22 protein-coding genes are annotated in these 22,069 nt (G+C 59.0%); 14 read left to right on the top strand and 8 right to left on the bottom strand.

Translation table 11 applies throughout. From position 1 onward, the window contains the following. The first annotated feature begins 418 nt into the window (after positions 1-418). The 7 genes from aroK (at position 419) to trpS (ending at position 6,523) form a co-directional block, all read left to right on the top strand. Entirely contained in the window at positions 419-940 is a 522-nt protein-coding gene (aroK, locus tag KOL70_RS11005) for a shikimate kinase AroK (RefSeq protein WP_010617392.1), read from the top strand. Between the two features lie 39 nt (positions 941-979). Beyond that, complete coding sequence (gene aroB, locus KOL70_RS11000) at positions 980-2,068, top strand: 3-dehydroquinate synthase (RefSeq protein ID WP_021507422.1); 1,089 nt, start codon at positions 980-982, stop codon at positions 2,066-2,068. 93 nt (positions 2,069-2,161) lie between these two features. After that, positions 2,162-3,184: an SPOR domain-containing protein gene (locus tag KOL70_RS10995; RefSeq protein WP_215480638.1), complete on the top strand. Its 1,023-nt coding sequence runs from the start codon at positions 2,162-2,164 to the stop codon at positions 3,182-3,184. A 96-nt stretch (positions 3,185-3,280) separates the two neighbouring features. Next, entirely contained in the window at positions 3,281-4,093 is an 813-nt protein-coding gene (gene dam, locus KOL70_RS10990; RefSeq protein WP_215480637.1) for an adenine-specific DNA-methyltransferase, read from the top strand. Positions 4,094-4,158: 65 nt separating this feature from the next. Beyond that, positions 4,159-4,842: a ribulose-phosphate 3-epimerase gene (rpe, locus tag KOL70_RS10985; RefSeq protein WP_021507425.1), complete on the top strand. Its 684-nt coding sequence runs from the start codon at positions 4,159-4,161 to the stop codon at positions 4,840-4,842. Then, positions 4,826-5,503, top strand: coding sequence for a phosphoglycolate phosphatase (locus tag KOL70_RS10980; protein ID WP_021507426.1), 678 nt, complete (start codon positions 4,826-4,828; stop codon positions 5,501-5,503). The genes rpe and KOL70_RS10980 overlap by 17 nt, the downstream gene beginning before the upstream one ends. Positions 5,504-5,518: 15 nt before the next feature. Beyond that, on the top strand, positions 5,519-6,523 hold the full coding sequence (trpS, locus tag KOL70_RS10975; protein ID WP_058770971.1) for a tryptophan--tRNA ligase: 1,005 nt from the start codon (positions 5,519-5,521) through the stop codon (positions 6,521-6,523). Positions 6,524-6,563: 40 nt separating this feature from the next. On the opposite strand, the gene KOL70_RS10970 is transcribed toward trpS, so the two are convergent. The 5 genes from KOL70_RS10970 to nirB form a co-directional block, all read right to left on the bottom strand. Further along, the gene (locus tag KOL70_RS10970; RefSeq protein WP_215480636.1) at positions 6,564-7,010 is read right to left on the bottom strand and encodes a hypothetical protein; all 447 of its coding nucleotides are present in this window, start codon (positions 7,008-7,010) and stop codon (positions 6,564-6,566) included. 72 nt (positions 7,011-7,082) lie between these two features. Continuing rightward, positions 7,083-8,447: a siroheme synthase CysG gene (cysG, locus tag KOL70_RS10965; RefSeq protein WP_215480635.1), complete on the bottom strand. Its 1,365-nt coding sequence runs from the start codon at positions 8,445-8,447 to the stop codon at positions 7,083-7,085. Between the two features lie 46 nt (positions 8,448-8,493). Beyond that, positions 8,494-9,297, bottom strand: coding sequence for a nitrite transporter NirC (nirC, locus tag KOL70_RS10960; protein WP_021507430.1), 804 nt, complete (start codon positions 9,295-9,297; stop codon positions 8,494-8,496). 30 nt (positions 9,298-9,327) lie between these two features. Continuing rightward, positions 9,328-9,654: a nitrite reductase small subunit NirD gene (gene nirD / locus KOL70_RS10955; RefSeq protein WP_021507431.1), complete on the bottom strand. Its 327-nt coding sequence runs from the start codon at positions 9,652-9,654 to the stop codon at positions 9,328-9,330. Next, complete coding sequence (gene nirB / locus KOL70_RS10950) at positions 9,651-12,191, bottom strand: nitrite reductase large subunit NirB (RefSeq protein WP_215480634.1); 2,541 nt, start codon at positions 12,189-12,191, stop codon at positions 9,651-9,653. Before nirB ends, nirD begins: the two co-directional genes overlap by 4 nt. A gap of 235 nt (positions 12,192-12,426) precedes the next feature. Here nirB and KOL70_RS10945 point away from each other — a divergent pair, with 235 nt between their 5' ends. Continuing rightward, the gene (locus tag KOL70_RS10945) at positions 12,427-13,710 is read left to right on the top strand and encodes a cytosine deaminase (RefSeq protein WP_215480633.1); all 1,284 of its coding nucleotides are present in this window, start codon (positions 12,427-12,429) and stop codon (positions 13,708-13,710) included. Positions 13,711-13,758: 48 nt separating this feature from the next. Here the strand turns inward: KOL70_RS10945 and tsgA are convergent, their stop codons facing one another. After that, a complete protein-coding gene (gene tsgA / locus KOL70_RS10940; protein WP_021507434.1) occupies positions 13,759-14,937 on the bottom strand; it encodes an MFS transporter TsgA in 1,179 nt (392 codons plus the stop codon). A 261-nt stretch (positions 14,938-15,198) separates the two neighbouring features. Here tsgA and ppiA point away from each other — a divergent pair, with 261 nt between their 5' ends. The 5 genes from ppiA (at position 15,199) to KOL70_RS10915 (ending at position 18,547) form a co-directional block, all read left to right on the top strand. Continuing rightward, on the top strand, positions 15,199-15,771 hold the full coding sequence (gene ppiA, locus KOL70_RS10935) for a peptidylprolyl isomerase A (protein ID WP_021507435.1): 573 nt from the start codon (positions 15,199-15,201) through the stop codon (positions 15,769-15,771). Positions 15,772-15,871: 100 nt separating this feature from the next. Then, on the top strand, positions 15,872-16,042 hold the full coding sequence (locus tag KOL70_RS10930) for a YhfG family protein (protein WP_021507436.1): 171 nt from the start codon (positions 15,872-15,874) through the stop codon (positions 16,040-16,042). Continuing rightward, positions 16,032-16,625, top strand: coding sequence for a putative adenosine monophosphate-protein transferase Fic (locus KOL70_RS10925; RefSeq protein WP_215480632.1), 594 nt, complete (start codon positions 16,032-16,034; stop codon positions 16,623-16,625). Before KOL70_RS10930 ends, KOL70_RS10925 begins: the two co-directional genes overlap by 11 nt. Before the next feature lie 41 nt (positions 16,626-16,666). Continuing rightward, complete coding sequence (locus KOL70_RS10920) at positions 16,667-17,242, top strand: aminodeoxychorismate synthase component II (RefSeq protein WP_215480631.1); 576 nt, start codon at positions 16,667-16,669, stop codon at positions 17,240-17,242. A gap of 87 nt (positions 17,243-17,329) precedes the next feature. Continuing rightward, positions 17,330-18,547 (top strand): aspartate aminotransferase family protein, encoded by a 1,218-nt coding sequence (locus tag KOL70_RS10915; protein WP_215480630.1) that lies wholly within the window; start codon positions 17,330-17,332, stop codon positions 18,545-18,547. Here the strand turns inward: KOL70_RS10915 and KOL70_RS10910 are convergent. Both KOL70_RS10910 and crp read right to left on the bottom strand, forming a co-directional pair. Next, on the bottom strand, positions 18,544-20,619 hold the full coding sequence (locus tag KOL70_RS10910) for a YccS/YhfK family putative transporter (RefSeq protein WP_021507439.1): 2,076 nt from the start codon (positions 20,617-20,619) through the stop codon (positions 18,544-18,546). The genes KOL70_RS10915 and KOL70_RS10910 overlap by 4 nt on opposite strands. Positions 20,620-20,677: 58 nt before the next feature. Beyond that, positions 20,678-21,310 (bottom strand): cAMP-activated global transcriptional regulator CRP, encoded by a 633-nt coding sequence (crp, locus tag KOL70_RS10905; protein ID WP_000242755.1) that lies wholly within the window; start codon positions 21,308-21,310, stop codon positions 20,678-20,680. Between the two features lie 304 nt (positions 21,311-21,614). Here crp and KOL70_RS10900 point away from each other — a divergent pair, with 304 nt between their 5' ends. Continuing rightward, positions 21,615-22,019: an OsmC family protein gene (locus KOL70_RS10900; RefSeq protein ID WP_021507440.1), complete on the top strand. Its 405-nt coding sequence runs from the start codon at positions 21,615-21,617 to the stop codon at positions 22,017-22,019. Positions 22,020-22,069: the final 50 nt, after the last annotated feature.

Here is a 22,069-nt window from a genome sequence, read left to right as displayed (position 1 = left end):
TTAGCGATTTTAAAACGGTGTAACGGAACGCGGCAGGATAACCTTCCGGCGGGTGTCAGTGACAAGCGATACTGACATCGAAAGAAATATGCCCGAATTTTGGGTGGTACAGGACTTCAGCAACGGCACCTATTCCACAGTTTACGCAGGTAAGCTGTCGGGAGCGACAGGCCCAGCCAGCGCACCTGTAGCGCGCACAAGGATGGCAAAAAAGGAAGAGCGTTACCGTCTCGCGAACCACAGACCGGTCCTGTTTGAAGGTCGCCGGGGGCAATTTATTCGGTTGCCAAACGGCCATGAGTGTTGAGATAATTTTCCGTCTGACTCTTGCTAACGCTCATGAGGTCTCAGTTCCTGTCCCGCCAGCAATGTGCTGAACGCGGGGTATCATCAACGAATTCTTAGTAATACCGACAAAATGGCAGAGAAACGCAATATCTTTCTGGTTGGGCCGATGGGTGCCGGCAAAAGCACTATTGGTCGTCAGTTAGCTCAGCAACTCAATATGGAATTTTTCGATTCCGATCAGGAAATTGAGCGACGTACCGGAGCGGATGTAGGCTGGGTATTTGATGTGGAAGGCGAAGCCGGTTTTCGCGATCGTGAAGAGAAAATCATCAACGAGCTGACCGAGAAACAGGGCATTGTCCTGGCGACCGGTGGCGGCTCCGTCAAATCCCGTGAAACCCGTAATCGTCTCTCCGCCCGCGGTGTGGTCGTCTACCTCGAAACCACCATCGAAAAGCAACTTGCCCGCACTCAGCGTGATAAAAAGCGTCCGCTGCTGCAGGTTGACGAACCGCCGCGCGAAGTACTGGAAGCGCTGGCTGGCGAACGTAATCCGCTTTATGAAGAGATCGCTGACGTCACCATTCGCACTGACGATCAAAGTGCAAAAGTTGTCGCCAATCAGATCATCAACATGCTGGAAAAAAATTAATCCAGCACCCTGAGGGCTCAGCAATAGGTATCGGTCATCATGGAGAAGATCACTGTCTCACTGGGGGATCGCAGTTACCCCATCACCATCGCTGCCGGACTGTTTAACGATCCGGCTTCTTTTTGGCCGCTGAAAGCCGGCGACAATGCCATGCTGGTGACGAATCAGACGCTGGCACCGATCTATCTGGACAAACTCGCGACGCTGCTGAGCAACGCCGGGGTGAAAGTGGATCAGGTGATTCTGCCCGACGGTGAGCAGTACAAAACGCTGGCGGTGATGGACGAGGTTTTCACCGCGCTACTGCAGAAGCCGCACGGCCGTGACACCACGCTGATTGCGCTGGGCGGTGGCGTGATTGGCGATCTGACCGGCTTTGCTGCTGCCAGCTACCAGCGCGGCGTACGCTTTATTCAGGTGCCGACCACCTTGCTGTCGCAGGTTGACTCCTCGGTCGGGGGCAAGACTGCGGTGAACCATCCCCTCGGTAAAAACATGATCGGTGCTTTCTACCAGCCGGCTTCGGTGATCGTGGATACCGACTGCCTCACCACGCTGCCGCCGCGCGAGCTGGCCTCCGGTCTGGCGGAAGTGATCAAATACGGCATCATTCTCGACGGTGAGTTTTTCCAGTGGCTGGAGCAGAATCTTGATGCGCTGCTGGCGCTGGATAACACCGCCATGGCTTACTGCATTCGCCGCTGCTGCGAGCTGAAAGCCGACGTGGTGGCGGCCGACGAGCGTGAAACCGGCCTGCGTGCGCTGCTCAATCTCGGTCATACCTTTGGCCATGCGATTGAAGCGCATATGGGTTACGGCAACTGGTTGCACGGTGAAGCGGTCGCGGCGGGCATGGTGATGGCGGCGCGCACCGCTGAGCGTCTGGGTCAGTTCAGCGCTGCCGATACTGACCGCATTATTGCGCTGCTGCAGCGTGCTGGCCTGCCGGTTAACGGCCCGGCCAGCATGACGGCAGAAGCCTATCTGCCGCACATGATGCGCGATAAAAAAGTGCTCGGCGGCGAGCTGCGTCTGGTGCTGCCTCTCGCTATTGGCCGCTCCGAAGTGCGTGGCGGCGTGGCGCATGATATGGTGCTGGCTGCGATTAACGATTGCAAAGTATCTTGATTATCCCCGGACTACGTCGGGCTGCTGTCCGGCGGGGAACAGTGAGCAGTGATGCGGCACGTGGGAAGCGTGCCGTTTTACGGAGGAGGCTAAATGGATGAGTTCAAACCGGAAGACGAGTTAAAACCTGACGCCAGTGACCGCCGTCCCACGCGGCCTCGCAAATCGTCTTCTGCGCCGAAAGCGAAAGTACCGGTTTCCCGTCAGCATATGATGATGGGCATCGGCATTCTGGTGCTGCTGATTCTGGTGCTGGGCATTGGCTCCGCGCTGACCGGCCCGGACGAGAAGAAACCGGCCAGCAACAGCGCCAGCACCGGTAGCGCGGCACCGGCTGGCGGCGGCAGTGAAAAGAATATCGACCTGTCAGGTTCAACCACCATGAGCGGCCAGCAGAATGCCACGCCGTCGGCTGAGGGCAGTGCGCCGCAGAATACCGCCGGTAACGCCGCACCTGCCGGCAGTGACGGTCAGTCAATCTCCATGCCGTCTGTCTCCTCCACGCCGACTCAGGCAGCACCGGTTGACACACCGGCCAACCAGCAGCGCGTAACGCTGCCGGGCGATCTCAATACCGCGCTGAACAATCAGCAGGGTTCCGTTGATGCCGCGGCGCAGGGCGCACAGGGCAACAGTTCGCTGCCTACCGCACCGGCAACGGTCAGCGGCAGCGCCGGCAAAGCGGTCACGCCGTCGGCGGTACGCGCTGAGACGCCACCGCGCAGCCTCGGTGCCAGCAGCAGCCACAGAACCCCGGCTGCCAGCAAACCGGCCGCAGTGAAAGAGAACAAAACGCACACCACCACCGCGCACAACAGCGCACCGGCCAGCAGTGGCGGTGCCAGCAAGTCGCTGCCATCGGGCGGCAACTACACGCTGCAGCTGAGCGGTGCGTCGAAAGAAGCGAGCCTGAACGCCTGGGCGAAGAAACAGAATCTGAGCGGTTATCACGTGTATAAAACCACGCGTAACGGCCAGCCGTGGTACGTGCTGGTGAGCGGCGCTTATGCCACACCGGCCGAAGCCAAACGTGCAGTAGCTTCACTGCCGGCGGAAGTGCGTGCGGCGAACCCGTGGGTTAAACCGCTCAGCCAGGTGAAGAAAGAGAGCCAGTAAGTGATGTGGGGCCGCGCTGCTGCGGCCCCGTTCTAAGCGCAGATCTGCTGTCGGTTTCGCCACAGCCAATAATTAAGATGTAATAGCCACGACAGCATGAAGAAAAATCGCGCTTTCCTGAAATGGGCCGGAGGGAAATACCCGCTGCTTGACGATATCCGTCGTCATCTGCCACAAGGTGATTGTTTAATCGAACCTTTTGTCGGCGCCGGTTCCGTATTCCTCAACACCGATTATGACCGTTATCACCTGGCGGACATCAACGGTGATCTGATCAATCTCTACAATATCGTCAAAACGCGCACCGCTTCGTTTATTGAAGACGCGCGCCAGCTGTTCAGCGCCAACGGCAATACGGCGGAAACCTATTACGCCCAGCGTACGGCGTTCAACGCCAGCACGGATACCTATCAGCGCGCCGTGCTGTTTCTTTATCTCAACCGCCATGGTTACAACGGCCTGTGCCGTTACAATCTGCGCGGTGAATTTAATGTGCCCTTTGGTCGCTATCGTAAGCCGTACTTCCCGGAAGCCGAACTGTTATGGTTCGCCGAGCGCGCGCAAAAAGCCACCTTTGTCTGTGAATCGTACGATGTTACTCTGGGCAACGCCCCTACAGGCTCAGTGGTTTATTGCGATCCGCCTTACGCGCCGCTGTCGGCGACGGCTAATTTTACCGCTTACCACACCAACAGCTTTAGCCTGCGCGAGCAGCAGCATCTGGCGGAACTGGCCAGTAAGCTGGCGCAGGAGAGCCGCATCCCGGTACTGATTTCAAACCACGATACCCTGCTGACGCGCGAGTGGTATCAGCATGCGGATTTACACGTAGTTAAAGCCCGGCGTTCCATCAGCCGAAGCATAAGTGGTCGCACTCAGGTTGACGAACTGCTGGCGCTTTTCCGCTAGCCTGTTTCGTCCGCGACCAACGCATCACGCCAGCTCCGGCTGGCGCACAAAATTGGGAGATTCGGATGAAACAATTTTTACTGGCCCCATCAATCCTTGCCGCTGATTTTGCCCGCCTGGGCGAAGATACCGCTAAAGCGCTGGAAGCGGGTGGCGACGTGGTGCATTTCGATGTGATGGACAACCACTATGTTCCCAATCTGACCATGGGGCCAATGGTGCTGAAAGCGCTGCGCGATTACGGCATCACCGCGCCCATCGATGTGCATCTGATGGTCAAACCGGTCGATGCGCTGATTCCGGAATTCGCCAAAGCGGGTGCCAGCTTCATTACTTTCCATCCCGAAGCCAGCGAGCACGTTGACCGTACGCTGCAGCTGATCAAAGAGCACGGCTGTAAAGCCGGTCTGGTGTTCAATCCGGCAACGCCGCTCAGCTATCTCGATTACGTGATGGATAAGCTCGACATCATTCTGCTGATGTCGGTCAACCCCGGCTTCGGCGGCCAGTCCTTTATTCCAGGCACGCTGGATAAACTGCGCGAAGCGCGTCGTCGCATTGACCAGAGCGGTTACCAAATCCGTCTGGAAGTGGATGGCGGCGTGAAGATCGATAACATCGGTCAGATCGCGGCGGCCGGGGCTGATATGTTTGTTGCGGGCTCGGCGATCTTCGGTCATCCGGATTACAAGAAGGTGATCGATGAGATGCGCAGCGAACTGGAGAAAGTTAATGGCTCATTTCACTGATATCCGCGCGCTGGCGTTCGATCTCGATGGCACGCTGGTGCACAGCGCGCCAGGCCTGGCACAGGCGATCGATCTGGCGCTGGCCGATTTGCAGCTGCCGCCTGCGGGCGTTGAGCGCGTCTCAACCTGGATTGGCAACGGTGCGGACATCATGATGGCGCGGGCGCTCAGCTGGGCGCTGGGCCGTGAGCCGCAGGCCGACGAGCAGCGCGACGCGCGTGCGCTGTTCGACAAACATTACGCCGCAACGGTGGAAGCCGGCAGTACGCTGTTTCCACAGGTGCAGGAGACGCTGGCCGCGCTGCACGCCAGCGGTCTGCCGCTGGCCATCGTCACCAACAAACCTACACCGTTTGTTGCTCCGCTGCTGCAGTCGCTCGGCATTGCCGACTACTTTTCTCTGATCATCGGCGGCGACGATGTGGTGGTGAAAAAACCACATCCGGCGGCGATTTTCCTCGTTCTCGGCCGTTTCGGCGTGCTTCCAGGACAATTGCTGTTTGTCGGTGATTCGCGCAATGATATTCTCGCTGCCCAGGCGGCGGGCGTGCCAAACGTTGCGATGACCTTCGGCTACAACTACGGTGAGCCGATTGCCACCAGCCAGCCCGATTTAACTCTCGATACTTTTAGCGAACTTTTGCCCGTTCTCGGGCTGTGATTATCAGGACATAACATGAGCAAACCCATCGTTTTCAGCGGCGCCCAGCCTTCCGGTGAACTGACCATTGGCAACTACATGGGTGCGCTGCGTCAGTGGGTGCAGATGCAGGATGATTTCCACTGCATTTACTGCATCGTCGATCTGCACGCCATCACCGTTCGTCAGGACCCGGCCGCGCTGCGCAAAGCCACGCTGGATACGCTGGCGCTGTACCTTGCCTGCGGTATCGATCCGGAAAAAAGCACCATCTTCGTGCAGTCGCACGTACCGGAGCACGCCCAGCTGAGCTGGGTACTGAACTGCTACGCCTACTTCGGCGAACTGAGCCGCATGACGCAGTTCAAGGACAAATCGGCACGTTACGAAGAGAACATCAACGCCGGCCTGTTCGATTATCCGGTGCTGATGGCGGCCGATATTCTGCTGTATCAGACTAACCAGGTACCGGTCGGCGAAGATCAGAAGCAGCACCTTGAGCTGAGCCGCGATATCGCCGCGCGCTTCAATGCGCTGTACGGCGACGTGTTTAAAATTCCTGAGCCGTTTATTCCGAAGTCCGGCGCGCGCGTGATGTCGCTGCTGGAGCCGACGAAGAAGATGTCGAAATCCGATGACAACCGCAACAACGTGATTGGTCTGCTGGAAGACACCAAATCGGTGGTGAAGAAGATCAAGCGCGCAGTGACCGACTCGGAAGAGCCGCCGGTGGTGCGTTACGACATCAAAGAGAAAGCGGGCGTGTCTAACCTGCTGGATATCCTGTCAGGCGTGACCGGTAAGTCGATTGCGCAGCTGGAGCAGGAGTTCGAAGGCAAAATGTATGGTCACCTGAAAGGCGCGGTGGCAGATGCTGTGTCTGAGATGCTGACTGAGCTGCAGGAGCGCTATCATCGTTTCCGCAATGACGAAGCGTTCCTCAACCAGGTGATGCGCGATGGCGCAGCGAAAGCCCGTGCGCATGCCCAGGAAACGCTGAAGAAAGTGTATGACGCCGTAGGCTTCGTGGCGCAGCCATAAGCCGGTTTGCCGGGGCGCAGCACTACGCGCCCCGCAGGCTTTACTTCACCCGATGCAGCGTCAGCTCTGCGCCATCCCAGAATAGCCGCGCATTGCCGTCGGCCAGCACGCTCAGTACCGCGCCCGGTGCCGGTCCCCACGCCTGATTGCCACAGTGCACGTTGAAGCCATAGCGAAAGCTGAAATCACGATCCTGTCCGGCCCCGCTGGCGGCGCTCAGGCGCGGTTTTCCCTGGCAATTGTCGGTCGCCGGATTGATGCCGCGTTCGGCAGTACCGCGCGTCCAGCTAATCGCATTGGGTTTAAACGCCACGCGCGCGCCCATAAACTGCGGATCGTTTTTGATGTAAATCTGGCCGTTCTCCTTTTTCGGCGTCACGGCAACCACCTGCCATTCGCCCGTGACCGATGACCACGTTACCGGGGCGGCACTCACCGCCGCGCTCAGCGGCATCAGCAGCGCCGCGGCCAGAGAAATAATGCGCATGGAAACTCCTTGTGATTGATTTGGCTGCTCAGTCTGGCGGCAAAGCGCAGCGCTGTACAGTATTTTACCGCATCAGAACCAGCGCAGCTGCGTGCGCAGGCTGACCACGCGGCCCACAATGATCAACGCCGGACTGGCAAACTGCTGTGCCAGCGTTGCCAGCTCCTGCAGCGTGGCGCAGGCGACGCGCTGCTGCGGCGTGGTGCCGTGCTGCACGATAGCCACCGGCATCGCTGCGTCCATCCCGTGCCGTAACAGCTGCTGCTGAATGTCGGCCGCCTGGCTGAGGCCCATATAAAACACCAGCGTCTGCTGCTCCGCCGCCAGTTTGCCCCACTCCATTTCGCCGTGCTGCTGCAGATGGCCGGTGACGAAGCGCACGCTCTGGGCATGGTCGCGGTGGGTGAGGGGAATACCGCTGTAGGCGGCACAGCCGGAGGCGGCGGTGATGCCCGGCACCACGCTGAACGGGATGTTATGCTGCGCCAGCACCTCCAGCTCTTCGCCGCCGCGGCCAAAAATAAAGGGATCGCCGCCCTTGAGACGCACCACACGCTTGCCGCGCTGCGCCTGCTCCAGCAGCAACTGGTTGATTTGTTCCTGCGGCACGCAGTGATGGCCCGCCTGTTTACCCACGAAGAGGCGTTCGGCATCGCGCCGCACCAGATTAAGAATCGGCTCCGATACCAGCCGGTCATACACCACCACATCAGCCTGCTGGATAGCCTGCAACCCTTTCAGCGTTAGCAGACCGGCATCACCCGGCCCGGCGCCGACCAGCACGACTTCGCCCTGCTGCGTCAGCGGCGCCGCAAACAAGGCATCGACCTGTGCGGCAGCGCGTGCCCGATCGCCGTTGGCCAGCGTTTGGGCCAGCCGATCGCTGGTAAAGAAGCGCTCCCAGAAGGCGCGGCGTGGCGCCATGGCGCTAAAATGCTGCTTCACGCGCTCGCGCAGTGAGCCCGCCAGCGCAGCCAGTTCGCCGAGATGCTGGGGCAGCATCGCCTCCAGCTTCTCACGCAGCAGACGCGCCAGCACCGGCGCGCGGCCTCCGGAAGAGACGGCGATCATCAGCGGCGAGCGGTCGATGATCGACGGCATAATGGCGCTGGCCTGCTGCGGCGCATCCACCAGGTTACAGAAGAGGCGGCGCTGTTCGGCGGCGTCAGCCACCCGCTGATTGACGGCATCATCGCTGGTGGCCGCAATCGCCAGCCAGCATTCATCCAGCCAGTCATCGGTGAATGCGCCGTGCAGTAACGTCACTTTTCCCTGTTGAGCCCACAGCTGAAACGCCGGAGAAAAATCCCGCGCGCCGACGTACAGCTCTGCGCCGGCCTCCAGCAGCAAACGCGCTTTGCGTTCAGCCACATCGCCTGCGCCAACCAGTAAACAACGCTTGCCTTGCAGCCGACAAAACAGCGGAAAGTAATCCATAACGAATCCTGAAAAAAAGCCCGCACGGTGCGGGCTGTGGAAGGGATTATACCGATTTCAGCGGCGAAGCCTGGGCTTGCGTCTGCGGGCGCTGCGCCTGCGGCGTGGCATACCAGTAGCCGAGGCCCATCAGCACCATGCCAGAGAACATATTGCCGAGCGTCACCCACAGCAGGTTGTGGCCGATGCCGCGCAGCGTCAGGTCGGCGCTGTGCTGACCAAACCACGACAGCGCAAATACCGTCATGTTGGCGATGGAGTGCTCGTAACCGGAGGCGATAAACGCCAGCAGGCACCACCAGATAGCGATGAACTTCGCGGCCCCTTCGCTGCGCACCGCCATCCAGATCGCCAGACACACCAGCCAGTTGCACAGCGCGCCTTTAAAGAACAGCGCCATCGCCGTCTGCGTGGTTTTTGCCAGCGCTACGCTGTGGATCAGCGAGCCGGCGTTCGGCAGCAGCGCACCAGCGGCGTAGTAGTAGAGCAGGGCGACAAACACTGAGCCGATCAGGTTACCCAACCAGGTTTGCGGCAGCACGCACCACATCTGGCCGTGGCTGATGGTGCCGGCTTTGACGCCCACGGTGAGGAACATGGTATGACCGGTAAACAGCTCGGAACCGGCGATGATCACCAGCGTCAGGGCAATACCGAAGGTGGCGCCCATCAGCAGTGGACGATATGCCGGGTCCGCCAGGTTACCGAGGGTGAAGATCAGGATGATCGCCAGGCCAACGTAAGCGCCGGCCATCGCCGATCCAATCCAGAAGGCCAGCGGGCTGTGCTGCGCGGTGCGTACAATGCGCGCCGCATTGGCGGCGCAGGTGTTCAGGGTGTCAGAAAACATAGTGACGTCTCATAAAGTGAAGGAATTCTGTCAGGCGCAGACTTCGACCTGGCCGTTGCTGACGCGCACCGCATAGCTCGCCACCGAGCGGCTTTCATCTTCCAGACAAACGCCATCGCTCAGGCGAAAACGCTGTTTTTTCAGCGGGCTGGCGACCCACAGCGTGTGCTGGTGTTCGGCGATCAGGCCGCGCGATAACACGCTGGCTTCAGCAAACGGGTCGATGTTGCTCAGAGCGTACAGCTGCGCATCGTCGCGCGGGCGAAAGATGGCGATCTGCTGGCCGTTAACCAGCGCGCACACGCCGGTAGCGGGCAGGATTTGTGTGAGTTCACACACGGTGTACCACTGGCTCATGCGTCAGCCTCCTCGATCAGGGTAATAGCGATGCGCTCCGCCGGACGCGCCGGGCGATGCTGCTCGCGTTCACTGACGTGCTGCACCAGCGGGTCGCGCTGCGGGCTGTTAATAAACGTGGCGAAGTGCGCCTGTTGCTGCGGGTCGTTAACCGTGGCGGTCCATTCACAGCGAACATCAGCGCGCAGACGCGTCAGCTCCTGCTCCAGCTGAGCGTTAAGGCCGAGCCGGTCGTCGATAATCACGCTGCGCAGATAGTCGATGCCGCCGTCCATGCTCTCCAGCCACAGCGAAGTGCGCTGCAGGCGGTCGCCGGTGCGGATGTAAAACATCATGAAGCGGTCGAGATACTGCAGCAGCGTGTCGCGGTCGAGGTCAGCCGCCAGCAGATCGGCGTGGCGCGGTTTCATGCCGCCGTTGCCGCACACGTACAGGTTCCAGCCTTTTTCGGTGGCGATGACGCCGACATCTTTGCCCTGCGCTTCGGCGCATTCACGGGTACAGCCAGAGACGCCAAACTTCATCTTGTGCGGCGTGCGGATGCCTTTGTAGCGGTTTTCCAGCTCAATGCCGAAGCCGAGGCTGTCGCCAACGCCATAGCGGCACCAGCTGCTGCCGACGCAGGTTTTCGCCATGCGCAGCGCTTTGGCATAAGCCTGTCCGGTTTCAAAGCCGGCGGCAATCAGCTGTGACCAGATCGCCGGCAGGTCGTCGCGCTGCGCCCCAAACAGGCCGATGCGCTGTGAGCCGGTGATTTTGGTGTAAAGGTTGTATTGCCGCGCCACTTCGCCCAACGTCATCAGCCCCTGCGGCGTGATTTCACCGCCGGCGGTGCGCGGAATCACCGAGTAGGTACCATCTTTCTGGATGTTGCCGAGATAGAGATCGTTGCTGTCCTGCAGCGGCGTATGCTGCGGCTTGAGGATGTATTCGTTCCAGCAGGAGGCCAGCAGCGATCCGACGGTCGGTTTACACACTTCACAGCCGTAACCCTGGCCATACTTCGCCAGCAGCGCGTCAAACGACTTGATCTCCTCCACGCGGATCAGGTGATACAGCTCCTGGCGCGAATAGGCGAAATGCTCGCACAGGTGATGATTGACTTCGATGCCCTGACGGCTCAGCTCAGCGTTCAGCACCTGCGTAATCAACGGGATGCAGCCGCCGCAACCGGTACCGGCGCGGGTTTCGGCTTTCAGCGCCGCCACGGTGTGGCAACCCGCCTGCACCGCGTTAACGATATCGCCTTTGCTGACGTCAAAGCAGGAGCAGATTTGCGCGCTGTCCGGCAGCGAATCGACGCCCAGTGCCGGTTTTTCGCCGCTGCCCGCCGGCAGAATCAGCAGCGCCGGGTTTTCCGGTAAGGGGATGTGATTGAGCGCCAGCTGCAGCAGATTGCCGTAGTCGCTGGTGTCGCCCACCAGCACCGCGCCGAGCAGAGTTTTGTTGTCTTCGCTGACGATCAGGCGCTTATATACGTGCTGCTGTTCATCGAGCCAGATGTAACTGCGCGCGCCCGGCGTGCGGCCATGCGCATCGCCAATGCCGCCGACGTCCACGCCCAGCAGCTTGAGTTTGGCGCTCATATCGGCACCGGCAAAGACGCTGTCACGCCCAACCAGCGCATCGCTGGCGACCTGCGCCATTTTGTAGCCCGGCGCCACCAGACCGTAAATCCGATCCTGCCAGGCGGCGCATTCCCCAATCGCGTAGATCGCCGCATCGCTGGTCTGGCAGCGATCGTTGATGGCAACGCCACCGCGCTGGCCGAGCGCCAGGCCGCATTGTTGCGCCAGCTTATCCTGCGGACGAATGCCGGTGGAGAACACGATGAAGTCGACGTCGAGCGCGCTGCCATCGGCGAACTCCAGCGTTTTACCGCCCTTAGCGTGATGCACAATCTGCCGGGTATTTTTGCCGGTATGGACCTGCACGCCCATCTGTTCGATCTTACGCCGCAGCTGTTCGCCGCCCTGCGTATCCAGTTGTTCCGCCATCAGCACCGGCGCAAACTCAATCACGTGCGTTTCAATGCCGAGATTTTTCAGCGCGCCCGCCGCTTCCAGTCCGAGCAGACCGCCGCCAATCACCGCACCGCGTTTGCTGCGGCGCGCGCAGGCTTCAATGGCGTTGAGATCTTCGATGGTGCGATAGACAAAGCAGTCGCTGCCCTCCGCGCCGGCGATCGGCGGGATCCACGGATAAGAACCGGTGGCCAGAATCAGCGTGTCGTAATGCACCGCACGACCGGTGTTGGAGTGAATCAGCTTTTCCTCACGGTTGAGGGTAATGGCGCGCTCGCCGAGCAGCAGATTGACCTGATGCTTTTCGTAGTAGCCTTCGCGCACCAGTGAGAGTTCTTCGGCGGTGTGGTGGGAAAAATAGGCGGAGAGATGGACGCGGTCATAGGCGACGCGGGGCTCTTCACAGAAAACGGTTATCGCGAACTGCTCAGGGGCGGCTTTGTCGATCAGTTCTTCGATAAAGCGGTGGCCAACCATGCCGTTGCCAATAATAACGACACTGTGCTTGCTCATGCTTGCCTCAAAATTTGCGGGATCTGCGCCTACCTTAGCGCGCTGTTTCTGGCGCTTATTGACGTACATCAACTGCGGCTTTATATACCCATTTAGAGGTATGTTGCTGATTTTACGCGTTTTTATCTAAGTCTTTTATTTGGTTGAAAATTACCCAATGGCGGCAGAAAAGTTGCCAGCGGCGCGGCCGTTTTTCGTGCTAGCTTAAGATGTTGCGTTTTCAGCGGAGAAGGATATGACCCAGCAAGCGTTTAAGTGGATAAACAACCTGCGCCTGGCAGGCCAACCGGGTTTATGGCAGATCGAAATTCGCCACGGCAACATCAGCGCCATCATTCCGCAGCCGCCGCAGACGGCCGCCCAGCCGGATGCGCTGGATGCCGCCGGTGGCCTGGCGAGCGCGCCGTTTATCGAGCCGCATATTCATCTCGACACTACGCAAACCGCCGGCGAACCGGCGTGGAATCAGTCCGGCACGCTGTTTGAAGGCATTGAGCGCTGGGCTGAACGCAAGGCGCTGCTCAGCCATGAGGATGTGAAGCAGCGCGCGCGGCAGACGCTGAAGTGGCAAATTGCCAACGGCATTCAGCACGTGCGTACCCACGTGGATGTGTCCGATCCCACGCTGACCGCCTTAACCGCGATGCTGGAGGTGAAAGCGGAGATGGCGCCGTGGATCGATATCCAGATCGTGGCCTTTCCGCAGGAGGGCATTCTCTCTTATCCCAACGGCGAAGCGCTGCTGGAAGAGGCGCTGCGCCTTGGTGCCGATGTGGTGGGCGCGATCCCGCATTATGAATTTACCCGCGAATATGGCGTCGAATCGCTGCACAAGGCATTTGCGCTGGCGCAGCGCTATGACCGGCTGGTGGACGTGCACTGTGACGAGATTGATGATGAGCAGTCACGCTTTGTCGAAACCGTGGCGGCGCTGGCGCACCGCGAGGGCATGGGCGCGCGCGTCACCGCCAGCCACACCACGGCGATGCATTCGTACAATAACGCGTATACCTCGCGGCTGTTCCGCCTGCTGAAGCTGTCGCAGATTAACTTTGTCGCCAATCCGCTGGTGAATATTCATCTGCAGGGACGCTTTGACAGCTACCCGAAACGGCGCGGCGTGACGCGGGTGAAAGAGCTGCTGGAGGCGGGTATCAACGTCTGCTTCGGCCATGATGATGTGTTCGATCCCTGGTATCCGCTCGGCACCGCCAGCATGCTGCAGGTGCTGCACATGGGGCTGCACGTCTGTCAGCTGATGGGCTATGAGCAGATCGACAGCGGTCTGCAACTCATCACGCACAACAGTGCCAAAACCATGCAGCTGGCGGATTATGGCGTGCAGGTAGGCAACGCGGCCAGCCTGATTATTTTGCCTGCTGATAACGGGTTCGATGCGCTGCGCCGTCAGGTGCCGGTGCGCTATTCGCTGCTTAAGGGCGTGCTGGTGGCGGCCACACAGCCGGCAAGCAGTGAAATTTATCTCGGCGCTAGCGAAGCGGTGACGTTCCGGCGTTAAGGGAGCGGGAAGGGGAATAGCGGCGCGAGACTTCGCGCCGCTCGAGGATCAGGCAGTCTGGTGAGCGTGCTGGCGATGTTTGGTGACAAAGCCGAGCAGCACACACATCACAAACACCACCGCGTACAGCGCGTTCGCGGTGGACAGCGCCGCGTGGGCACCGCCTTTGGCCACGATCGGGCCGGTGACCACGAAGGTCAGCATGGTGCCGACGGTGCCGCAGGTGAGGATGAAGTTCACCAGCTTCGGCGATGACGCTTTGGTCTGCAGCGAGCCCAGCGTGATGATGGTGGTGTAAATGGCGCTGGAGAAGAAGCCAAGCGACATAATGATCCAGTGCAGCATGCTGGCATCGGTGGTTTTCACGAACCAGAACATCAGGCCGGTGGCCAGCAGCGCCAGCACCACCAGAATGCGTTGCAGGTCGAAGAAGCGCAGCAGGAAGCTGAACGCCCACATGCCGACCATATAGGCGGTCCAGAAGTTACCGACCAGCTGACCGGCGGCGGCGATATCCATGCCCATTGATTTGGTGGCGTATTCCGGTACCCAGGAGATGAAGCCGAGCTGGCCGAGGATGTAGCACAGTGCCGCGATCGACAGGAACAGCACGCCGATGCCCCACTTCTCTTTTTCGCCGCCCTGCACCGCGGCTTCGCTCTTCAGTACCGGGAACTCGACCATCAGCGTCAGGATGAAGATCGCCACGTAGATCACGCCAATGCAGGCGTAAACCCAGTACCACGGCAGCGCGCGCGCCAGCAGAATGCCCGCGATAATCGGGAAGATGGTGCCGGCCATGCTAAAGAACGAGTCGGTAAACAGCAGACGGGAACCGCGCTGGCGACCATCGTACAGATGGGTAATCAGGAAGGTGCCGATCGACATGGTGATACCGCTGACCACGCCGAGCACGAACATGCACAGCGAGAACACCGTGAGGTTATGGCTGGTCATCAGCCCGGCCACGGCGAGGATCATCAGCACAAAGCCAAAGATCAGCTGGCGCTTGAGTGGCACAATCACCATCAGCCAGGCGTTCAGGAACACCGCCGCCAGAATACCGGCGTTAAGGAAAGTGAAGGTGTTGCTCATCTCTGAGATGGGCAGCTGGAAATACTGGGCAATATTATCCAGCACCATACCGGTAACGATCACCAGTGCGCCGGTGAGCGCATAGGAGAAAAAGCTGATCCAGGTAAGGCCAATGCGATTACGGTTTGTCATGTTCTGAACCTGTGATGCGCCGACGTGGCAAAAAGTGTCATGAATTGTAAATGGATCTGTGATCGTAATAAACAAGCAGTGAAACGTGCGAGAAATATTTCATTAATAGTGTGATTTTCGTCACGCAAATGATTGCGCGACGGGAAAAGTATGACGATAGCAATATCAGCGTAAATATAGGTAAAACGCTGGCTCTTGTATTACATGCTCTTTACAATCAATCTCGTTTTTGAGCTTGCTCTCCAAGGTAAGGAATCTTTCATGCTTAAACGTACTTTGACAGCGGCGGTTGCCCTGTTAGCGCTCTCTTCTGTATCTGCTTCGGCTCTGGCGGCGAAAGGGGATACGCACGTGCTGCTCACCACCTCTGCGGGCAATATCGAACTTGAACTGGATAATCAGAAAGCCCCGGTTTCAGTAAAAAACTTTGTGGATTACGTGAATAACGGCTTCTACAACAACACCATTTTCCATCGTGTGATCCCGGGTTTCATGATTCAGGGCGGCGGTTTCACGGCGGATATGCAGCAGAAGCAGACCAACGCGCCGATCAAAAACGAAGCGGATAACGGCCTGCGCAACCTGCGTGGCACCATTTCCATGGCGCGTACCGCTGAGAAAGACAGCGCGACCAGCCAGTTCTTCCTGAACGTGGCGGACAACGCTTTTCTTGACCATGGCCAGCGCGACTTCGGCTATGCGGTGTTTGGTAAAGTAGTGAAAGGCATGGATGTGATCGACAAGATCGCCCAGGTGCCGACCAAAGATGTCGGGCCATACCAGAATGTGCCGTCAAAACCGATTGTTATCACTTCCGCGAAAGTCCTGCCGTAATCCCTCTGCGCGCCACCCCTGGGTGGCGCCGTCTGCCGCGCTCCGGCAAAGCTGAAATTTGCTCTTATACTTAGGGCACATCCTGCTTGCCGGAGGCGCTATGAGCAGCAAACTCACCGAAAAACAGAAAATCACGTTGTGGCAGCAAACCCGTGCGGCCAATTATCAGGCCAGCTGCAAACTGGCCGGTTATACGCTGAATGAACCTGCCGTCGAGAGCGCCCAGGCGGACGATCGTCTGGCATCGCTGAGGAGGCAATATGGCGGATAACAGCCTGGCGGTGCGCGATCCCTATTTGTGGCACAACGATGACGTGCTGAAAAACCTGCTGGAAATTCACGACGTGGCGCAGCTGCGTAAAGCCGAGCTGGCATTCAGCGCGGCGCGGCTGGCCACGCTGGCGCTCGGACCGGCCACGCCTGGCCTGCCGCACCTGCGCCACATTCACCGCACGCTGTTTCAGGATATCTACAGCTGGGCCGGCGAACTGCGTACTATCGACATCTGGCGCGACGACACGCCCTATTGCCACTGTGAGTACATCGAGAACGAGGGCAATGCGCTGATGAGCGCACTGGAGGAGGAAGAGGGCCTGTGCGACCTCGACCTGCAGACCTTCGTGGCACGCATCGCGCACTACTACTGTGAAATCTACGTCCTGCATCCGTTCCGTGCCGGTAACGGGCGGGCACAGCGCATCTTTTTCGAACAGCTGGCGCTGCACGCGGGCTATCTGTTGAACTGGGATACGCTGGAGCCTGAAAGCTGGCACCAGGCCATCATCGCCGGCGTCGGCGGCGATCTCGCGCCGCTCAACGCGCAGTTTGCGAAAGTGGTGAGTCCGGCGCGTTAAAATGCGTAGAATAGCGGCGGTTTTACTGGCCTGAGGGCATTATGCTGCTGCTAATTGATAACTACGACTCCTTTACCTGGAATCTCTACCAGTACTTTTGTGAACTGGGCGCGCAGGTGCGCGTGGTGCGCAACGATGCGATGACGCTGGAAGAGATGACAGCGCTGCCGCTGAGTCATCTGGTGATCTCGCCGGGCCCCTGTACGCCGGATCAATCCGGCATTTCGCTCGAAGCCATTCGCCACTTTGCCGGACGGTTGCCGGTTCTCGGTGTATGCCTGGGCCATCAGGCTATCGCCCAGGCCTACGGCGCGCAGGTGGTGCGCGCGCGCCAGGTGATGCACGGCAAAACCTCTGCGGTGCAGCATACCGGCCAGGGCGTGTTCCGCAACCTGAATAATCCGCTAACCGTCACGCGCTATCACTCGCTGACTGTGGCGCGCGACACGCTGCCGCCGGAGTTTGAAGTCACCGCCTGGAGCCTGCGCGACGGCGTTGCCGATGAGATCATGGGCTTCCGCCATCGTACGCTGCCGCTGGAGGGCGTGCAGTTCCATCCGGAGAGTATTCTCAGCGAGCAGGGGCATCAGCTGCTGGCGAATTTCCTCAATACGTAACTTCCGTTTGCCATTGCATGATTTTTTATGCATATTTTGTGATTATAATTTCACATCAGCTCAACAAATAACCCGATGAGGTCATCAATGGCAGCGGAAAATCTAGCGGTAAGCCGGGAAACGTTCGATAACGTTATTTTGCCTGTTTATGCACCTGCGCAGTTTGTGCCGGTCAAAGGCAAAGGCAGCCGCGTGTGGGATCAGCAGGGCAAAGAGTATATCGACTTCTCCGGTGGTATCGCGGTCACCGCGCTGGGCCATTGTCATCCGGCGCTGGTGGAAACGCTGAAAAGCCAGGGCGAAACCCTGTGGCACACCAGTAACGTGTTCACCAATGAGCCGGCGCTGCGCCTCGCCAGTAAACTGATCGCGGCGACCTTCGCCGAGCGGGTATTCTTCGGCAACTCCGGTGCCGAAGCGAACGAAGCGGCGTTCAAACTGGCGCGCTACTACGCCTGCAAAAAGCACAGCCCGTTCAAAAGCAAAATTATCGCTTTCCACAACGCCTTCCACGGCCGCACGCTGTTCACCGTCTCGGTGGGCGGTCAGCCGAAATACTCCGATGGCTTTGGTCCGAAGCCGGCGGATATCGTCCATGTGCCGTTTAACGATCTGGCCGCGGTGAAAGCGGTGATTGACGACCACACCTGCGCGATTGTGGTGGAGCCGATTCAGGGGGAAGGCGGCGTGATGCCGGCAACGCCGGAATTCATGCAGGGATTGCGTGCGCTGTGCGATCAGCACAACGCGCTGCTGGTGCTGGATGAAGTGCAGAGCGGCATGGGCCGCAGCGGTAAGCTGTTTGCTTACGAACACTATGGTATCAAGCCAGATATCATCACCACCGCTAAAGCGCTGGGCGGCGGTTTCCCGGTGAGCGCGATGCTGACCACCCATGAAATCGCCTCGGTGATGGCGCCAGGCGTGCACGGCACCACCTACGGCGGCAACCCGCTGGCCTGTGCGATTGCCGAAACCGCGCTGGATATCATCAATACGCCCGAGGTTCTGAATGGTGTTGACGCACGCCGTGAGCAGTTTGTCTCGGCGCTGCAGAAGATCAATCAGCAGTTCGACATCTTGAGTGAAATTCGGGGCAAAGGGCTGCTGCTGGGTGCCGTACTTAACGCGCAGCACGCCAGCAAAGCGCGCGATATCCTCAACGCTTCCGCCGCTGAAGGCCTGATGGTACTGACCGCCGGCAGCGATGTGATTCGCTTTGTGCCGTCGCTGGTGATTGAGCCGACCGATATCGCAGAAGGCATGGCGCGCTTCGCCCGGGCGATCGCAAAAGTCCTGAACTAACCTTTTGGTTTCAGCACGCTGAGCCAGCGGCCGTGATGCGGGCGCTGGCTCCACGCCAGTGAAGAAATGGTGTGCATCACATTGAGGTGCTGCAGAATGCGCTTCACATGCTGTTCGACAATCGTCACCGGCCCCTCATTCAGATTCTCCGGCGCTTCCAGAATATTGCTGTCGTTGCCCGGCCCGTCGTAAGCCAGCCGCTGCTGACAGCGCTGCAGCGCGATTTCACAGGACTGCAAGTAGCGCTCCGCCAGCTTTGGCGTCAGCATGGTGTGCTCGCGCGCCAGAATGGTCATGGCGTTGATGTGCTCGACGATAAACTGGCTGTGAGTCACCCACAGGCGCATATCTTTCAGATACTGGAAGTTAAAGCCCGGTTCGGTAGACGCCTGGTTGAGCGAGTTAAACAGCGCGTTGTGCGCCTGGTTAACCTTGACGCGCTGATACGCCAGCTTCTCCGGCGCCTGCTCCGGACCGAGCAGCAGGCGCAGCGCCTCCTGATACGCCTCCAGCGCGTCGTGCGCGTTATTGCGCAGCAGCCCGCTCTGCCACTGCGGCCATAGCCAGATCATGCCCGCGAAGGCAATCAGGCAGCCCATCAGCGTATCCATCATGCGTGGCAGCAGGAACTGTGCGCCGTTCAGCGACAGCAGCTGCAGCGAATACACCGCCGTCACCGTAAAGCCAATCATCGACCAGCCATAATATTTACGCGTGATCAGATAGCTGGCGAGCGTGATGACCAGCATGGTCAGCAGGGCAATCGACTCCGGTACGGCAAAGCGCAGCGACGCCGCGGCAATCAGCAAGCCGGCGAAGGTGCCGAGTGCCCGGTGCTGAATGCGAACGCGCGTGGCGCTGTAGCCGTTCTGGCTGACAAACATGATGGTCATCAGAATCCAGTAAGGCTTGGGAATATTGAAGAACAGCGCCAGCGCGCTGCCGAACATCAGCATCACCGCAAAGCGCGCCGCCGTCCGCAGCGCGGCAGATTTTAGCGACAGGTAGCTGCGCAGCGCCGGCAACAGCGGCAGGCGGCGCTGGCGATCGGCCATCAGGTCGCGGGTATACAGCGGCTTCTGCGTGCGCAGCACGCGCGCAATGCGGCTGAAATGGTAGAGGCAGAAATTACCGACCGGATTATCCGGGTGCTGCCGGGCAATTTTCTCCAGCGCGCCGAGCGGCTTCTCCATGTGGAAGCGTTCCGGCAGCTGGTGATAGAGAATGGCATCGGCCAGCACACGCAGCCGTGCCGAAATGATTTTCGCGTTCCAGCGGATCACCGCCTCGGCGTGGCTCTGCTCCACCAGCTTTTGCACCTCTTCCGGCTGGTGCAGGCTGACCGAGATGTGCTCCTGCAGATCGAGCGCAACCTGAAAGGCGCGCGTCAGGCGTTTGTGGCTGTTATCACGGCTGGCGGACAGCATATGCATCTGCTGATAACAGGTGGTGATCAGATCGACCGCTTTCTGCTGGCGCGCCAGTAGCGGCGGCAGCGCTTTTTCCGGATCGGTCAGCTGCGTCAGCAGGGTGTATTTGGCGTCGCAGTAATCGGCCAGCTCGCGGTACAGCAGGCTAAGGGTCTCGCGCATCGGCTGCTCTTTCCACAGCCAGAACCAGAACCAGTTAAACAGCCCGTACCACAGCGTCCCGCCAATATACAGTAGCGGCGGGACCCACATCGGCATACGGCCGACGAGGCTTAAGGTAAAGATGGCGGCGATCAGCGTGCCGGGCAGTAAACGACCATGCAGCGGGCTGATTTCGCCGGTCACGCCCACCAGCAGCGGTAACACCAGCAGAATCAGCGGCAGCGGCACAGCGTAAGCCGTGAGGTACTGAATCAGAAAACTGCCGCTGGCGAACAGTGCGCCGCCGACAATCAGCCGTTTGAAGAACCGCTTGTGTGGCGTATCCAGACCGGCGATGTTGCAGCAGGCCGGCACCAGGGAGAACAGCAGCCCTTTTTGCAGATCGCCAAACAGCCAGCCGAGCGCCACAGGCAGGCACAGCACCAGCGTTTGCCGCAGCGCATAGTTAACTTCCGGATGATAGATGATTCGACGCCACATCAGCTCATCGTAAACAGAAACGGCGCGATGTTGCCATCACGCCGTGGGTGAGAAGAAATCAGCGGGTGCCGTAAACGACGATGGTTTTGCCGTGTGCGGAGATCAGGTTCTGATCTTCCAGCATTTTCAGGATACGACCCACGGTTTCGCGTGAGCAGCCCACGATCTGACCAATCTCCTGACGGGTGATTTTAATCTGCATACCGTCCGGGTGGGTCATGGCATCAGGCTGTTTCGCCAGGTTGAGCAGCGTTTGCGCGATACGGCCGGTCACATCGAGGAAGGCAAGGTTGCCGACTTTTTCAGATGTAACCTGCAGGCGACGCGCCATCTGCGCCGACAGGCGCATTAAAATATCCGGATTGACCTGAATCAGCTGACGGAATTTTTTGTAGGAAATTTCAGCCACTTCGCAGGCGGTTTTCGCACGTACCCAGGCGCTACGCTCCTGGCCCTCTTCAAACAGGCCGAGCTCACCGATGAAATCCCCCTGATTGAGGTAGGAGAGAATCATCTCTTTGCCTTCTTCATCTTTAATCAGTACCGCGACGGAACCTTTCACGATGTAGTACAGCGTTTCCGCTTTCTCACCCTGATGGATGAGGGTGCTTTTGGATGGATATTTGTGAATATGGCAATGGGACAGGAACCATTCGAGTGTAGGGTCTGTTTGCGGTTTGCCGAGAACCATTCGCTATTATCCTCTGTTGTAATCGTGCCCAAAATACAGGGGGCAGTTTTCCCTGTCAGGCGGTGAAATCGTCCAGCGTTTCCCGTGAGGGACAGTTATTCGGGGGTGGATTCGTAAGCGATGCTTTTGATTCGTCCCGCTTTCGTCTTTCGTGACGAAAATATTTTCAGCACTGTTTGTAGCATAGCTTTTGCAACCTGTCTCCTGTTGTCTCGCTTCAGCAGGTGGGGGATGCGTCTGCATTGCTGTTTGTCAGGTGAAAGCGTACTCTGGCGGCAAAACCGCCGCTTCAGGAGAAAGAATAATGCAGGCACGAGTGAAATGGGTGGAAGGGCTGACCTTTCTCGGAGAATCCTCATCCGGTCATCAGGTATTAATGGACGGCAATTCCGGTGATAAAGCGCCCAGCCCGATGGAGATGGTGTTGATGGCTGCGGGCGGCTGCAGCGCGATTGACGTGGTGTCGATTCTGCAAAAGGGGCGCAACGATGTCGCCGATTGTGAAGTCAAACTGACCTCGGAACGCCGCGAAGAAGCGCCACGCATTTTTACGCATATCAATCTGCATTTTATTGTCAGCGGCAAAGCGCTGAGCGATAAAGCGGTAGCGCGCGCGGTGGATCTGTCCGCGGAGAAGTACTGCTCGGTGGCGATCATGCTGGGCAAGGGCGTCGAGATAACGCACAGCTACGAAGTGGTGGAGCTGTAATCCAGCCGGGAGCGCGGCCCTGCGCTCCCGATCTCAGTTCCTTTCGCCGA

The sequence above is a fragment of the Pantoea sp. B270 genome (genome assembly GCF_018726825.1).
In the GTDB taxonomy this organism is placed as follows: domain Bacteria; phylum Pseudomonadota; class Gammaproteobacteria; order Enterobacterales; family Enterobacteriaceae; genus Pantoea; species Pantoea dispersa.
This window is presented reverse-complemented; position numbering and strand designations above follow the sequence as displayed.

Bases quoted from the DNA above. Each gene is read 5' to 3' on its own strand.
- KOL70_RS10920 (WP_215480631.1), top strand. From the start codon at position 16,667: ATGCTGCTGCTAATTGATAACTACGACTCCTTTACCTGGAATCTCTAC.
- nirB (WP_215480634.1), bottom strand. From the start codon at position 12,191: ATGAGCAAGCACAGTGTCGTTATTATTGGCAACGGCATGGTTGGCCAC.
- trpS (WP_058770971.1), top strand. From the start codon at position 5,519: ATGAGCAAACCCATCGTTTTCAGCGGCGCCCAGCCTTCCGGTGAACTG.
- dam (WP_215480637.1), top strand. From the start codon at position 3,281: ATGAAGAAAAATCGCGCTTTCCTGAAATGGGCCGGAGGGAAATACCCG.
- KOL70_RS10945 (WP_215480633.1), top strand. From the start codon at position 12,427: ATGACCCAGCAAGCGTTTAAGTGGATAAACAACCTGCGCCTGGCAGGC.
- tsgA (WP_021507434.1), bottom strand. From the start codon at position 14,937: ATGACAAACCGTAATCGCATTGGCCTTACCTGGATCAGCTTTTTCTCC.
- KOL70_RS10910 (WP_021507439.1), bottom strand. From the start codon at position 20,619: ATGTGGCGTCGAATCATCTATCATCCGGAAGTTAACTATGCGCTGCGG.
- nirD (WP_021507431.1), bottom strand. From the start codon at position 9,654: ATGAGCCAGTGGTACACCGTGTGTGAACTCACACAAATCCTGCCCGCT.
- ppiA (WP_021507435.1), top strand. From the start codon at position 15,199: ATGCTTAAACGTACTTTGACAGCGGCGGTTGCCCTGTTAGCGCTCTCT.
- KOL70_RS10930 (WP_021507436.1), top strand. From the start codon at position 15,872: ATGAGCAGCAAACTCACCGAAAAACAGAAAATCACGTTGTGGCAGCAA.
- rpe (WP_021507425.1), top strand. From the start codon at position 4,159: ATGAAACAATTTTTACTGGCCCCATCAATCCTTGCCGCTGATTTTGCC.
- aroB (WP_021507422.1), top strand. From the start codon at position 980: ATGGAGAAGATCACTGTCTCACTGGGGGATCGCAGTTACCCCATCACC.
- KOL70_RS10970 (WP_215480636.1), bottom strand. From the start codon at position 7,010: ATGCGCATTATTTCTCTGGCCGCGGCGCTGCTGATGCCGCTGAGCGCG.
- aroK (WP_010617392.1), top strand. From the start codon at position 419: ATGGCAGAGAAACGCAATATCTTTCTGGTTGGGCCGATGGGTGCCGGC.
- crp (WP_000242755.1), bottom strand. From the start codon at position 21,310: ATGGTTCTCGGCAAACCGCAAACAGACCCTACACTCGAATGGTTCCTG.
- KOL70_RS10980 (WP_021507426.1), top strand. From the start codon at position 4,826: ATGGCTCATTTCACTGATATCCGCGCGCTGGCGTTCGATCTCGATGGC.
- KOL70_RS10995 (WP_215480638.1), top strand. From the start codon at position 2,162: ATGGATGAGTTCAAACCGGAAGACGAGTTAAAACCTGACGCCAGTGAC.
- KOL70_RS10900 (WP_021507440.1), top strand. From the start codon at position 21,615: ATGCAGGCACGAGTGAAATGGGTGGAAGGGCTGACCTTTCTCGGAGAA.
- nirC (WP_021507430.1), bottom strand. From the start codon at position 9,297: ATGTTTTCTGACACCCTGAACACCTGCGCCGCCAATGCGGCGCGCATT.
- KOL70_RS10925 (WP_215480632.1), top strand. From the start codon at position 16,032: ATGGCGGATAACAGCCTGGCGGTGCGCGATCCCTATTTGTGGCACAAC.
- KOL70_RS10915 (WP_215480630.1), top strand. From the start codon at position 17,330: ATGGCAGCGGAAAATCTAGCGGTAAGCCGGGAAACGTTCGATAACGTT.
- cysG (WP_215480635.1), bottom strand. From the start codon at position 8,447: ATGGATTACTTTCCGCTGTTTTGTCGGCTGCAAGGCAAGCGTTGTTTA.